This is a genomic window from Clostridium formicaceticum, from assembly GCF_001854185.1.
Taxonomy (GTDB): Bacteria; Bacillota; Clostridia; order Peptostreptococcales; family Natronincolaceae; genus Andreesenella; species Andreesenella formicacetica.
In genome coordinates this window covers 4,293,227-4,306,708 of sequence record NZ_CP017603.1, presented here as the reverse complement: position 1 = coordinate 4,306,708, position 13,482 = coordinate 4,293,227, and the positions used below count along the sequence as shown (strand labels likewise).

14 protein-coding genes are annotated in these 13,482 nt (G+C 34.3%); 12 read left to right on the top strand and 2 right to left on the bottom strand.

The window, feature by feature from the left end; translation table 11 throughout:
* Positions 1-24 precede the first annotated feature (24 nt).
* Positions 25-465 (top strand): SHOCT-like domain-containing protein, encoded by a 441-nt coding sequence (locus BJL90_RS20095; protein ID WP_070972453.1) that lies wholly within the window; start codon positions 25-27, stop codon positions 463-465.
* Positions 466-649: 184 nt separating this feature from the next.
* Here the strand turns inward: BJL90_RS20095 and BJL90_RS20090 are convergent, their stop codons facing one another.
* Entirely contained in the window at positions 650-1,153 is a 504-nt protein-coding gene (locus BJL90_RS20090) for a flavin reductase family protein (RefSeq protein ID WP_070972451.1), read from the bottom strand.
* Between the two features lie 340 nt (positions 1,154-1,493).
* On the opposite strand from BJL90_RS20090, the gene BJL90_RS20085 reads away from it, so the two are divergent.
* The 6 genes from BJL90_RS20085 (at position 1,494) to BJL90_RS20060 (ending at position 8,210) form a co-directional block, all read left to right on the top strand.
* Positions 1,494-3,242 carry a WG repeat-containing protein gene (locus BJL90_RS20085; RefSeq protein WP_070972449.1) on the top strand — a complete coding sequence of 583 codons (1,749 nt, stop codon included), beginning with the start codon at positions 1,494-1,496 and terminating at the stop codon, positions 3,240-3,242.
* Positions 3,243-3,624: 382 nt separating this feature from the next.
* On the top strand, positions 3,625-3,879 hold the full coding sequence (locus BJL90_RS20080) for a hypothetical protein (RefSeq protein WP_070972448.1): 255 nt from the start codon (positions 3,625-3,627) through the stop codon (positions 3,877-3,879).
* A 69-nt stretch (positions 3,880-3,948) separates the two neighbouring features.
* Positions 3,949-4,278 (top strand): hypothetical protein, encoded by a 330-nt coding sequence (locus BJL90_RS20075; RefSeq protein ID WP_156778864.1) that lies wholly within the window; start codon positions 3,949-3,951, stop codon positions 4,276-4,278.
* Between the two features lie 199 nt (positions 4,279-4,477).
* Entirely contained in the window at positions 4,478-4,714 is a 237-nt protein-coding gene (locus BJL90_RS20070) for a hypothetical protein (RefSeq protein WP_070972445.1), read from the top strand.
* Between the two features lie 532 nt (positions 4,715-5,246).
* Complete coding sequence (locus BJL90_RS20065) at positions 5,247-5,936, top strand: type 1 glutamine amidotransferase (protein ID WP_070972442.1); 690 nt, start codon at positions 5,247-5,249, stop codon at positions 5,934-5,936.
* A 237-nt stretch (positions 5,937-6,173) separates the two neighbouring features.
* On the top strand, positions 6,174-8,210 hold the full coding sequence (locus BJL90_RS20060; RefSeq protein WP_070972439.1) for a methyl-accepting chemotaxis protein: 2,037 nt from the start codon (positions 6,174-6,176) through the stop codon (positions 8,208-8,210).
* Positions 8,211-8,276: 66 nt separating this feature from the next.
* On the opposite strand, the gene BJL90_RS20055 is transcribed toward BJL90_RS20060, so the two are convergent.
* Positions 8,277-9,014 carry a carbonic anhydrase gene (locus BJL90_RS20055; protein ID WP_070972436.1) on the bottom strand — a complete coding sequence of 246 codons (738 nt, stop codon included), beginning with the start codon at positions 9,012-9,014 and terminating at the stop codon, positions 8,277-8,279.
* 440 nt (positions 9,015-9,454) lie between these two features.
* Here BJL90_RS20055 and BJL90_RS20050 point away from each other — a divergent pair, with 440 nt between their 5' ends.
* Genes BJL90_RS20050 through BJL90_RS20030 form a run of 5 tightly spaced genes read left to right on the top strand, consistent with a single transcriptional unit; the run spans position 9,455 to position 13,482 of the window.
* Positions 9,455-11,314: a HAMP domain-containing histidine kinase gene (locus tag BJL90_RS20050; protein WP_070972433.1), complete on the top strand. Its 1,860-nt coding sequence runs from the start codon at positions 9,455-9,457 to the stop codon at positions 11,312-11,314.
* A 17-nt stretch (positions 11,315-11,331) separates the two neighbouring features.
* A complete protein-coding gene (locus BJL90_RS20045) occupies positions 11,332-11,694 on the top strand; it encodes a response regulator (protein ID WP_070972430.1) in 363 nt (120 codons plus the stop codon).
* 15 nt (positions 11,695-11,709) lie between these two features.
* A complete protein-coding gene (locus tag BJL90_RS20040; RefSeq protein WP_070972427.1) occupies positions 11,710-12,393 on the top strand; it encodes a sigma-54-dependent transcriptional regulator in 684 nt (227 codons plus the stop codon).
* A complete protein-coding gene (locus tag BJL90_RS20035) occupies positions 12,380-12,814 on the top strand; it encodes a potassium channel family protein (protein WP_070972424.1) in 435 nt (144 codons plus the stop codon). Before BJL90_RS20040 ends, BJL90_RS20035 begins: the two co-directional genes overlap by 14 nt.
* Positions 12,814-13,482 (top strand): potassium channel family protein, encoded by a 669-nt coding sequence (locus BJL90_RS20030; RefSeq protein WP_070972421.1) that lies wholly within the window; start codon positions 12,814-12,816, stop codon positions 13,480-13,482. The genes BJL90_RS20035 and BJL90_RS20030 overlap by 1 nt, the downstream gene beginning before the upstream one ends.

The following is a 13,482-nucleotide window of genomic DNA, read 5'->3' as shown; positions in this document are numbered from 1 at the left end:
ATAAATTGAAAGGATGGGGTTGTAATGCAAAATGAAAAGCTTAAAATTCTTGAAATGATTCAGGAAGGAAAGATATCCTCCGAAGAAGGGCTGGAATTACTTAATGCACTGCAGGAAGGAGATAAAGAGGAAAAAAGCATCCTGTTGGGTAAAAGTAATGCAAATAACAAAGAGAGATTTCTAAGAGTTCGGGTGTCCGGAGATGGCACAGGGATTAAAAAGGTAGATGTTAATATTCCTTTAAGTCTTTTGAAAATAGCTTCAAAGTTTGTAAATATGGGAGTGGGTATGATTCCTAAGGAAGCAAAAGAAGAGATGGAGAAAAATGGGGTTGATATATCAAAGATTGATTTTGATGAATTAGTGCAACTGATGGATCAAGGGCTATCGGATGGAAAGCTAGTAGATGTTGATATAAATGATCCTGAACAAGGAAGAATTCAGGTGGAAGTTTATGTTGACTAAGTCAGAAAGAAGTTATATGATGCTAGTGAAAGTAAGATATAGGTAATATATGAAGCTATACTTATTATGATAACTAATAGTGTATTAAAGAAATTATTTAAGGAGCATAATTAAAATGTATTAGTGTAGTGGGATGGAGAGGGTTCTTCATCCCACTAGGTTACTTATCTTGTTGAAAATAAGATTATTTTATATATGCCTTTACAATCTCACCGTAATACAGGACATGATAATCATTATTTGCATAACAGCTATCATTGATTTCTGAAGAAAGAGCAGCTGCATCCATCCCCTGCTTATATACAATCCTACACTCTAAGTGCAGATCACATTCATCTATAATAACTGAATCTTCAAGAGAACCTTCTCTTAAAGTAAGATTACATTCTTGTATTTTATTAATGTCCCTACCAGATTTTGATCCGCATATTTTCAACTCTTTTTCCAGCTGTCCTTTTAAAGGAAAGCTTACAGTAAAGTTTTTTGCACTTTCCATAAGCTCATAAGTGTAACGGGAATATCTAACCATTGCAGTAAAGATGGGTTTTTTCCACATGAAACCTAGAGAACCCCAAGCTATTGTCATGGTATTTACCTCGTCATTTCTCTTAACAGTTAAGAACCCTCCTTGTTGAAGTTGTTCTAAAAGCTCCTTTGAAGCATCTGTAAATTTAACCTCTTTATACAATAATATCTTCTCCTTTCTATTTGTTATAGAAGTATACCTATGAACTTTAGCATACTAAGGACTACGTTTTTAAGCCAAGGCGAAATCGTAGACCGTATATATTGAAATTCAAGTTCAAAGGCGTGTACCTATACTCTGATTTTGCTATTACAATATAGAATTCCGCCTCAAAGTAGTAATATAGGCGGGATTTTTGCTTCATTTATGTAATTATACCAAAAAAAGTATAAAAATATAAGGGCATTTATGATAAGATCCTCCTTTTCTATCTTTTAGCACCCTTTTTAGCTAAATACATATTATGATGGTATATGTAGAATAAGGCAGGAGGGAAATGTGCATGTTTTTGGACCCAAAGGAGTTAAGGGGTAGTGGAAGATTTTTGGATGTAGGACTATATCCTGCAGCGATTACTGAAGTAGGAGGCACAAGGTGGGGGTATATAGATAGAAGTGGGAAGTTTTTTATTCCTCCAATCTTTGACATGGTAGAAGAGTTTCAAGAAAACGGATTAGCTATTGTTACTAAGGATGGTTTTTCGGGAATCATTGATGTTACAGGAGCTTACATTGTAGAACCTAAATATTATAATATTTCTGCTTATAGTGAAGGAAGAGCTGTTGTTTGGGAAACCGGTAGATCTAAAATGATAGATGAAAAAGGAAAAGTCCTTTTTCAAACAGAGGGATCTATAGGTGCGATGAGAGAAAATAGAGCATGGTTTAATCAGAATATTGACGATGTCAGTTGGTTAGGAGGATATGTTGATCGGGAAGGAAAAGTCATAGTTCCTCCCCAATATAGCTCCACCGGGGATTTTAAATGTGGAAAAGCTGTTGTTGAACGAAAAGACAGCCAAGGTTATGCCATTATAAACTTAGATGGAAAAATACTCAATACATTTAACTATGCTTTTGTTGGTGATCTAGGTAATGGGTTATTGCCCTTTAAAGAGAGCATGGAAGGGAAATTCGGGTTTATAGATGAAAAAGGCAAAGTTATTATACCTCCACAATTTGAAGGAGCGCAGCCTTTTGAAAACTGTAGGGCTGTGGTTGTTAACTACAAAGACTATTGGCCCTACTATGGTTTAATAGATACAAGAGGAAAACAGGTCATACCATTAAGATACAATGAAGTTAAGTTTATAGGGGAAGGTAGAGTAGCTGTTTGCATACCTATTAGTAAGAAAAATAGCTTTGCTGGTTCTAGGTGTGCTATTGCAGATTTAAATGGAAAGCTTGTTACAGATTTTCTTTATACTTATGTAACGACGTATAATCGAGGATATCTTTCAGTAAGTGATGGGGTAACAACTTTTTTTATAGATAAATATGGAAGAAAGGCTATAGAATTACCTATGGTAGAAGGTGAAGGTACCTTTTCCTTTATAAACAGTTTAATTAAGGTAAATATTGATAATAGAATTGCTTATCTAGATTTAACTGGAACAGTAATATGGAAGCAGAGTAAAGATGTAGTATTGAATCATCAGTATGTAGTAAGAAGTATAAAGTACAAACCTAGAAGAGATTATATAGTATATTATCCTCAAATAGAAGGTATGAAGGATTATGAAATACAAAGAAAAGTCAATAAGCGACTTAAGGAAATGTCTTTAAGCAAAGGTATTGATGGAGAAGACTTTGAATATGCTTATGACAGCGATTTTACTGTAACTTTTTTCAAAAAAGATTTAGTGGTAATAGAAATATCTGGTTATTTATACCCCTATGGCGCAGCCCACGGCATGCCTTCACGGATTTATGCCCATGTTGACTTAAAAACCGGAAGGTTTTATCAGCTAGAAGACCTCTTTAAAAAGGATAGTGATTATGTAAAGGTGTTAAGTGATATTATAAGACAGCAGATTATCCAGCAGGGAGAAGATTCATCGGTTTGGCTTGATGAATATAAGGGAATTAGGCCAGATCAGCCTTTCTTTGTAACAGAAGATGCTTTGAATATTTATTTCTTACCTTACGAGATAGCCCCTTATGCTGCAGGTTTTCCTACATTTACTATACCTTTTAAAGAGATTATGAGTTTGATTGATACTAAAGGGGCATTTTGGCAATCCTTTCATTAAGAAATAAAGACTGACTAAGAAAATTTGTAATTTCCACTGCATCATCACAAAACAATCAATCCAGCAATGGATGTAAAGCTGGTGCAACAACCATTGTAGATGAGTTGTTTGATAAAAAAATATTGTGGTAGAATTATTGGATTTAAAGAATATCAATAGTGGCCTTTACCAACATTGTGTAAATGTGATGATACATTCTGTTATTCTAGGTATAAATATAGGATTAAATAAACTAGAGCTAAGTAAAATACTTGTTCTGCTAAAAGGTAAAATAAGCTTGTTTTTAACAAAACCGTAACCAAATGATATTAAATGAATATATTGATATAGAAAAATGAGGTAAAAAACATCTTTAGAAAGAGTGAAAAAAGGAGGAAGAAAAATGTCAGATAATGTTGAAAAAACAGATTTAAAACTAGGTGCCATTGAGGACGGTATTGTTGAAATCGTATCTTCCAAAGAAAAGTTTGAATTGGATCGTACCACTGAAGGTATTTCAATTACTGGATTTATTGATGTGGAAAAGATAATACGATTGGGCTTTCAGAGGTTTTTTATTGAAAAGAAACTTCCTTTTCAAATATTAATTATTAAGAGACCACTTTTGTCAAAAGTAGAAGAACTTCAAGAAAAGTAAATTTGAGTAAGAGAGCAAGGTCTGTCCTTGCTCTTTTACTAAGAGGTTAATAGAATGGAGAGAAAAATCATGAGCTCATTTCTGAGAAGAGAAAATGAAATCTTGAAACAGCGTATCAGTACATTAGAGAAAACGATTGCTGAGCTAGTTCAAGAATTAGATACAATGCAAAAAAATTTACAAATAATATTACAAACAGTAGATATAAACAATGTTAAAGTAATTTCTGACATTCAAAGCTTTCAGGTAGGTGATAATCTTATTACTGAAAAGATAGGATGGGTCGTGAATAGAGGTGAAGTAATTTGTGAAGGTGATGAAAAACTCTACATTGAAAAACATTTACCCTTTTCTATTGTAAGCATTAAAACATCAGACAAGACACAGGATGATTGTTAAAGCAAGAATTGGTGACATTTAGATATTATGACAACTTGTTGACTTGTTCGTTACAAATGAAGTTGGTCTTCTTTAAAGAGGGCTGATTTTTTGTTTCAAAGAAATGTAAAGGTAGCCATATTTCGTGAGGTGAATATATTTATAGTGGGAGGTAAGGGAGAAGACTACCTCTTATAAGATGAAGAAGGGGGGAGAATAAATGGAAGATATTGCTAAAAAATTAGGTGCTATTGAGGATGGTGTTGTTGAGATCGTATCTTCAAAGGAAAAGTTTGATCTGGATTATAACACCCAAGGTATTTCAATTACTGGATTTATTGATGTGGAAAAGATAATACGATTGGGCTTTCAAAGATTTTTCATTGAAAAAAAGCTTCCTTTTCATGTATTAATTATTAAAAGACCACTCTTAACAAAGGCAGAAGAATATTATTAGGAAAAACAAATTTATACCAAAAGAGCAAGCTCTCCTTGCTCTTTTGTAAAACCACTGCCAAAATTTCTCCTTTTGAGGCTATCCTAACCTCCGTTTTGAAAGTTCTACAAGTTTAATCTCTTCATACAACAATAATTATCTAAGTAATAACAATCAGACCAAAAAACATGAAAATATAAGAAAGGTTACTATACAGATTTCCTTTTCCTATCTTTTATCATCCTTTTCAACCAAATGGTTTAGCTATTGTCACAAAGGATGGTCTTTCAGGAATTATTGATGTTACAGGATGCCACATTGTTGAACCAAGGTATTATAATATTTCTACTTATAGTGAGGGAAGAACTGTTATTTGGGAAAGGGGAAAGTCATTTTTAAGACACAGGGCTCTATAGGTAGTATGAGACAAATTAAATATGAATCTAAAAAATATGCAGATTTTTGTTAGAAGTTAAAAGTTCTAGAAGGAATTTTGAAAAAATAAGTAGAATTATCTTTTAAGTAGTCTTAAATAATGAGGGGGACACAGATTGTGCTTTTAATCTTAAATTGTTTTGTAAATGATCAGTTCGCTCAATCTTTTGATGAAGCCATCATCCGGCAAGTAGCAGGATGCAATAAAAAGTGTAATTTTGTAAGGGCCATCAATATGAGGGAAGCTGAAAGTAGTCTCCAGGACCTTGATGCCTACAGCCATTTGATTATATCTGGCTCAGAAGCTTCTACCCTGGATGACATGGGCTGGGAGAAGCCCTTAGAGGCTATCGTGGCAGACTTTATAGCCCACAATAAAGCAATAATGGGGATTTGTTACGGTCATCAATTTCTTGTAAGAAGTATTATAGGAAAAAGTTTTATCAGGAAAGCAGAAAAACCAGAAATGGGCTGGGAAAAAATACAGCTACAGGATAATCTATTGTTCAAAGGTATCGAAAAACCAATAAGCATGGTGGCCCATTATGACGAGGTGTTTAATCTACCGGAGGAGTTTACAATAATAGCTACTTCTCCTAACTGTAATATACATGGATTTCAATACAAAGATCTTCCTGTTTGGGGAGTACAATTTCATCCAGAATATGCTTTAACAGAGGGCCAGGAGATTTTTGAAGTATTTTCTAAACAGGACAAAAATTTTGATGATTATTACATAAATCATCTAGAGAAGGAAAGTCAGCTCCTGCAAAACCCTAAGTTTATAAAAAATTTTTTAAGTTTTTAGCAAAAGCAAAAGGGAAAATCCAACAATAGGGTTTTTCTTTTGTTTTTTGGGATATAAATATATCATCTTCAGAATGAAGGGTTATGCGTTCAAAACAATAAACACACATATATATTAAACTTGATTAAAAAACATTGTCCTTCTTGCCGCAAATTGTTATAATTAAGTCATTACAATGTCTAAATATTTAAGAAAAGTATACTTGAAAGAAAATTTAAAGGAGGGGAGTCTAATAAAATGGAGCATAAAAAAACAATAAAGCGAGGTTCTATCAAAAGTAAGCTCATTGTGATGCCGTTAATTGTCGTATTTATTACATTAACAGCCATAGGTATTGTTTCTTCCCATTTGATGAGAGAAAGCTTACTGAATCAAATGCGGGAGGATGGTTTTTACATAGCCGAAGGGTTTATAGGAAGATTAGAAGATAATGCCAGAGCTTTAGAAACGATTCATACAATGCTGGAGGATAAGATTAGGATAACCGGAAGAACGATTGCAAGGAATCATAGTAGTTTAAATAATGAACTATTAAAAAAATTAGCAGAGGAATCTGATGTTGAACAAATAAACTGGTATAATTCAAACGGCGTGATTATCTATTCCACTATTGAAGACTATATAGGATGGACTGCGACTGAAGGACATCCTGTACATAATTTTATGTTAAGTGATAATCATGAGCTTATTGAGGACATTAGACAAGATACAGAGTCTGGAAACTACCTTAAATATGGTTATGTTAGGGGTGAGAATGGTACTTTTGCACAGGTGGGAGTAATAGCAAATCGGGTTCAAGAATTAACAGAAACCTTTAGTTATCAAAGGCTTGTGGAAGATTTAGCCACAAATGATGAAGTCGTTTATGCATTGTTGATGGATAGAAAACTAGAGGCTATTGCCCATAGCAATAAAGAAGAAGTAGGGATCGTGTTTAACGATGCAGGAAGTAAGTCCGCTGCAGTTGATGGTGTGCCTTATTCTCAGCAATGGTACTATGAGGCAGAGGGGTTACACGTTTATGATATTATCCATCCAGTTGTAGTACAGGGAGATTATATAGGTGCAGTTGCTATAGGTTTTTCCATGGAGGGTATTTATGCTGCAATTAATAGAAACATTCTTGTTATTGCTTTTTCAGGCGTGATAGCCTTTATGCTTTTAGGGTTCATTTTATTTACCATATCCAATGCTGCCATAAAAACAATTAATAAGCTAAAGGAACAAATGAATTTTATGGCATCAGGAGATTTTAGCAATGATGTAGCAGAGGATTTGATTAATAAACAAGACGAGCTTGGGGAAATAGCTGAAGCAATAAGATCGATGCAAACGTCTATAAGAGATATTGTTAAAAACGTCATAGATAAAGCGCAGCAAGTAGCTGCCTCTTCAGAACAATTAACGGCTACAAGCCAACATTCTGCTACAACCGCCAATGAAGTTGCTAGCACCATTGAGGAAATAGCAAAGGGGGCAGATCATCAAGCTAAGGATACAGAAGAGGGGGTTTTATCTATTACACACCTAGGAGAAATAGTGATGAAAAACAAAGACTATATCCAAGACTTAAATCATTCAACAGAAAGAGTAAATCAACTGAAAAATGAAGGTCTTGCTATCGTTAAGGACCTGGTAGAAAAGACAGATATCAGCAGTAAATCATCAGAAGAGGTTCAAAGAGTTATTATCAATACCAATGAAAGTGCTGGAAAGATTGCCAATGCCAGTGAAATGATAAAAAATATAGCTGACCAAACGAATCTACTAGCCTTAAATGCAGCAATAGAAGCAGCACGAGCAGGTGAAGCCGGCAAAGGATTTGCTGTCGTAGCAGATGAAATAAGAAAATTAGCAGAAGCCTCTACTGAATTTACTGAAGAGATAAGTTCTATTATTTGTGAACTTACTGAAAAGACATCCAACGCGGTAAAAACAATGGAAAAATTGGAAAAGATAGTGTTTTCTCAGGCGGAAAGCGTTAAAACGACAAACCATAAATTCGCTGGGATAGCAGAAGCTATGGAAAAAATGAAGGAAATGATTGATAAAGTTAGGGATTCTAGCAATGAAATGACCTATAAGAAAGAAGAGATTACTAAAGTACTAGAGAATTTATCAGCAATTTCACAAGAAAATGCAGCTGCAACAGAGGAAGCTTCGGCATCCGTAGAAGAACAAACTGCGGCTATGGAGGAAATTGCCAACTCTAGTGAAGAACTTGCCAAAATTGCAGAAGAATTGAATAAGCAGGTAGAACAATTTAAAGTATAAAATCTTAACAAAAAAAGGGAAACGTTGAGCTTATTGCAGAACGTTACCTTTTTTTGTTTGTTTAAATTAATGTGGATCTGAAAAAAATTCTACTTTTCCAGATTCAAGATGATATTTAGCACCGATAACCTTCAAAGTACCATTTTCTATAAAATGTTCTACGATAGGGCTTTTTTCTATTTCCTCTAAACTCTGTAGAATGTTTTCATCAGTAGCTTCTTCATACAAATCGTTTTCAGTAGTACCTGATGCCTTAACTTTTTCAACAGATGGTTGAATTTTTTCCACGATAGAACCTATACTACCAGGGGCTTCTCCTCCGTCTACTGTCGCTTTTACAGCACCGCACTTTTCGTGTCCCATAACAACAACAAGTGGGGTCTCAAGATGTTCAACAGCATACTCTATGCTGCCTAAAGCCACCGAGTCAATGACATTCCCTGCTACACGAACTACAAATAAATCCCCTAATGCCTGATCAAATATTACTTCAGGAGGAACACGGGAATCGGAACAACTCACAATAACTGCAAATGGATGTTGGCCATCTTTGGACAAATTCTCGCGCCTTGCAACACTAATATCCTTATCGTCGACTTTCATCTCTGAAAAGCGTGCATTTCCCTCCTCCAGTAATTTTAGTGAATTTGCTGGAGATACTTCTACTATCGTTTCAATGGGCTCAGGATTCCCAGAATTAGCTTCAGACTGCTGTGGTGTACATCCAAATAGCATCATTAAAGCAATTACAAGGATTGTAGAAATTATGTAGTTCTTTACTTTTTTTGTTTTTTCTAAATACATAGTTAATTTCTCCTTTCATTAGATGGAAGTATATCTTCCTAAAGAAATTATATGCTTTCTAAAGGAATAATCAAGGTTGATATATGCGCAAATTTTCTAAATTTTGGGCAATATATGTAAAAAATGTAATAAAATTACACTGTATATCTTTGTTTCAAGAAATAGCTTCTCTTATCTGTGACAAGCATGCTTATTTCTACTCCTAATATTTTATAAAAGATTCAATATACCTGGGAAAAATAGAGATATTTTAAGAAAAAAGAAGATATGGTGAAGCAGCAATAAAATATTGCTTATCGACTAGTAGGATATAAATTAATATGTAGTTATTTAATAGGAATAATTGTTTGATGAAATTTAGGTATAATAATATAATAAGTAAGATAATGGGTAAGTAAATAAATAGGATATATTTACTATAGAAAAGAAGTGATAAAGCATTGAAAAGAAGTATTAAATCAAAAATATTATTATTGTTTTTAGTGGTACTAGTTATATTTGCCTTAACAAGTCTATGGTCAAGTAAAAATTTTTTTACATTAAGTAATTCTATAGATGATATTATGCGTGCCAATTATAAAAGTGTTGTTGCAGCTCAAAATATGGTGGTAGCTTTAGAAAGACAGGATAGTGCGATACTATCCTATATGTTTACCAATGAAAATGAAACTTTTATTCATTTTAAGGAAAATGAAGTAAAGTTTTTAAGAGATTTGGCTATTGCAGAAGGCAATATAACAGAAAGGGGAGAAAAGGAAGTTGTTGAGGAGATTCATGATGCTTATGTGATTTTTTTAGAAAAAGTAAGGTTATTGAGTAATATTCAGTCTAATGAGGGCCAAGAAGCAGCTAAAAACTTTTATTTTAATAATGTATTTCCAGCCTTTGAAAGAGCAAAAGAGCTTTCAAGGAATTTGCAGTTATTAAATCAAGAGGCGATGTTAAGGTTAAAGGATCAAGCCCACAATACAGCTGAAAAAGCTACTTACTCTACCCTATCAATTGCATTAATTACAACGATTGTAGGGAGTATTTTAGCTTGGGTATCTATTCATAAAACCATTCAACCTATTCAAGAATTAATTGAGAAGGTTAAAAAAATTGCAGAAGGAGATTATGATCAACAAATTTATATAAAAGGTAGTGGTGAGATTTCCGTATTGGCTGATGAGTTTAATGTAATGGCTAAAAAGCTAAGTAGTTATGAACAGCTAAATATTAAACGATTAATGAAAGAAAAGAAAAAGGCGGAAGCTATTGTTGAGGGCATTAGCGATGGAATTATTGTTACGGATATCAATCATAAGATTACATTAGTAAATAGAGCTGCTGAAAAAATCTTTGGTGTTAAGGAAACCGATGCTTTGGAAAGACATTTTTTAGAAGTTGCTAAACATGAGGAAGTTTTTAAGATTATTGAAGAAGTAGAGAATGTACAAAAGAATACAGATAAAAAACCATTGAGGGAAGTTGCTATTTCATTAAGACAGAATGAAAAATACAAACACTATAGAATTCAAGTATTACCTATAGGAGATAAGTTTAAAGAGTTTATCGGTGTTGTAACATTGATTCAGGATATTACGAAACTAAAAGAAATTGATGAAATGAAGTCTGATTTTATCTCTACCGTATCCCATGAATTTCGAACTCCATTAACCTCCATGAGTATGGGAACGGGACTATTATTGGAGGGGATACCGGGGCCATTGACAGAGAACCAAAAAGAATTGGTTGAAGCTATGAAGGAGGATCAGGAGAGATTAAAAAATTTAGTCAATGATTTATTAGACTTATCAAGAATTGAGTCGGGAAAAATTGAAATGAATATTCGAGGAAATGAATTAAAAAAGATCGTTGAGGAATCTGTAAAAGCCTTTGAACATCAAGCAAAGGATAAGAACATTGAATTGTCCTACTGCATTGAAGAAAATCTTCCTTTAGTAAGGGCTGATTTTAACAAAGTAAGTTGGATTTTGATCAATTTAATCGGCAATGCCATGCGATATACACCTAGGGATGGCAGTGGCAAAATTCAGATAGAGGGAAAACGTACAGGAAGTATTGTTTTGGTTTCTGTTTCAGACAATGGTATAGGTATTCCTCAGGAATATAGAAAGAAGATCTTTGAAAAATTTGTTCAAGTAAAAGATAGAGAAGGAAATCCAACTGGTGGAACAGGTTTAGGATTAGCAATATGTAAGGAGATTATTGAAGCGCATGGTGGACAAATATGGGTAAAAAGCAAGCTTGGTAAAGGTAGTAGCTTTTATTTCACCTTAGCTATTGAAAAGTCTTAGAAACTGGGGAGATTTTGATGAGGAAGAGAATACTGATTGTAGAAGATGAAAAAAACATCGTATTAGGTCTTAGGATGTACTTGGAGAGCAAGGGATATGAGGTAATTATAGCTTATAATGGGGTTGAGGCAATCGATAAAGCGTTACAGACCTTACCCCATTTAATTTTGTTAGATATTTTACTGCCTAAAATGAATGGGTACCTCGTTTGCGCAGCTTTAAAGGAGGAAACCGCATTGGCCAGCATTCCCATTATCTTTATGAGTGCTAAAACAGAAGAAGAAGATATTAAAAAGGCTTATGAAATAGGGGGTATTGATTATATCGTTAAGCCGTTTACCCATACACAGGTACAAGAAATTATAGAAAAATATATTTAGAAGGAAGGAATAAAAATGATTAAAATTTTAATTGTAGATGATGAAAAAAATATTCGCCTCGCATTAAAGCAATGTTTGTTGGCTGAAAAATATGAGGTGGAAACAGCTGTGAATGGCTTAGAAGGTTATGAAAAAATTATGGCAGAGGATTTTGATGCAGTGCTTTTAGATATGAAAATGCCAGGTTTGACAGGAATTGAGGTATTGCAAAAGGTTAGAAGTGAGGGAAAAAAGGTTAGTATTATTATGATGACAGCTTATGGAACGATAGAAAAGGCTGTTGAAGCAATGAAGCTAGGTGCCATAGACTTTTTAAGTAAACCCTTTGCTCCGGAAGAAATCCGTATGATTATAAAGGATGTACTAAGTAGAGAAGAACTATCAGAAGAAGTAGTAGCAACTTATCATGAAATGGTACAGTATGCAAAAAAGAGTATATTAAGTGGAGATTATGAGAAGGCTAGAGAATTTTTAGGAAAAGCCATTTTGAAAAATACAGAAGCACCTGAACCACATAATTTATTGGGAATTATCTTTGAGTTCTATGGAAAAGTCAGTGAAGCTCAAAAACATTATCGTGCAGCTTTAGCTTTAGAGCCAACCTTTAGGCCAGCGCAACAGAATTTGGAAAGAACAGCGCAGTTTATCTATACACAACACGGCATGAATTTAGGAGATGGTAATGATGAAGAAGAATAATATGGAATATATTATTGTGGTTGGCTGTGGGAGAACAGGCTCTCATCTAGCCAATCTTCTTTCAAAGGCTGGGAAAAGTGTTGTGATTATAGATAAAGAAGAGAAGAAATTTGAAAAATTAAGTGAAGAATTTAGTGGGTTCATGTTGGAGGCGGATGCTATTGAAATAGATGTACTAGAACAGGCCAAGATAGCCAAAGCCGATGTTTTGATTACGGCAGCTGCTGATGACAGCACCAATATGATGATTGCTCAAGTGGCAACGAAGATTTATGAAGTGCCGTTGGTTTTAGCAAGGGTGATTGACCCTGCTGAAATACCAGTATATGAGGCTTTGGAAATTCAAACTATTTCTCCTACGATTTTGTCAGCACAGTTGCTTTATGAACTTATTATGGGTAAACATAAGGAGGAAAAATAATGAGGGTAATTATTGTTGGCGGTGGAAAAATTGTGCACTTCCTTACAAAGTCTTTTGTTTCGAAAGGGTATGAAGTAACGATTATTCATAATGATAAAGAATATTGTGGAAAGTTGGCGAAAAAACATCCTGACACAGTAGTAGTATGGGGAGATGGTGCAAATCCTCAGGTGTTGGAGGAGGCGGGAGCAGCCTATACCCATGCAATTATTGCTGTAACGCTAAATGATCCAGAAAACCTAGTGGTTTGCCAAGTGGCGCAAAAACTTTATCAGGTGCCCAAAACATTTGCCATGGTAAACGATCCAAGAAATGTTGATGTCTTTAAGCGTCTTGGCGTAACGACGGTGATCAGTACTGCACAAATTATTTCTTCCATGATTGAACAAAAAGTCTTTTTGGAGGATATTGTGAATTTGACTCCCATAGAAGAAGGGAAAGTAGCCCTGATAGAGCTAGAGGTACAAAAAGATTATCCAATTATGAATAAAACTCTTGCAGAACTAGACTTAACGAAGGATGCAGTAGTTGGATGTATTGTAAGGAGAGGAGAGGCTTTAATTCCGAGGGGAGATACCATGATCATGGAGGCAGATAGATTGATTATCCTTGCTCTACCGAGAAGTCAATCCCATGTTTTGCAAGCATTAAGCGGAAGGGTGGAGTAA